We start from the raw sequence: 892 nt of genomic DNA, 5'->3' as shown, positions 1-892 counted from the left end.
CACTTTACCTTTAAACTGTTTCCAGTTACCGCCGGCTTCATCTTTATTCATAATCAAGACCTCATCGTTAGGTTGTGAATGAGAGTACGTTCACTTTTCTTCTGAACGTGAGATTAAGTGTAGTCAGCAATTTGGCTTAGGATTATTTATTCAGAATTTTTAACCGTCACGTTGCGGCAAACCAGGTACCGTTGCGCCAGTGACGCCGCCAGATAGCCGCCAGAGAAAGCCCGCGCAAAGCCAGAAAGACGGTTAATGCCAGCCACAAACCATGATTCCCCAGCCACGGCAGCGTAAGGAGCGCCAGCGCAAAACCTGCGGCGGCCACCGCCATACTGTTACGCATTTCGGCGGCACGCGTTGCGCCTATAAACATGCCGTCCAGCAGATAACACCAGACGCCAACCAACGGCAAAATCACCTGCCAGATAAGATAGCGGTCAGCCAGCTGCTGAATCTGGGTTAACGACGTCAGCAACGCAATGATGTGTTCCCCTGCCAGCAAATAAACCACCGAAAACAGTAACGCTACAATCCCCGACTGGCGGCACGCTGCCCGCCAGACATCCAGTAACTGGCTACCGTCGCGCGCACCGTACGCCTGACCAGAATGTGCTTCAACCGCGTAGGCAAAACCATCCAGCGCATAGGCGGTAAAGGTGAGTAACGTCATCAGAACCGCGTTAACAGCGATAATGTCACTCCCCAGTCGCGCGCCAAGTACGGTGATCGCGCCGAAACAGAGTTGCAACAACAGCGAGCGCAGCATGATATCGCGGTTAAGCGCCAGCAAGCGACGGAAGTTTCCTCGCCAGGCAGTTTTCAGCATTTCGCCGGAGATTCCGCGTAGTTTGAGGATTTTACGCACCATTAGCAGACCAATCAGCAATGT

General features: G+C 52.8%; 1 protein-coding gene. It reads right to left on the bottom strand.

The features are described from left to right. Positions 1 to 166: 166 nt before the first annotated feature. The coding region (dinF, locus tag AC5O77_RS21705; RefSeq protein ID WP_494507164.1) for an MATE family efflux transporter DinF at positions 167 to 892 on the bottom strand (726 nt) is incomplete at its 5' end.

It is taken from the genome of Stenotrophomonas sp. INTA L402-1 (assembly GCF_059295135.1).
The sequence above is the reverse complement of the archived record's forward strand: the minus strand, read 5'-3'. Positions and strand labels throughout refer to the sequence as shown.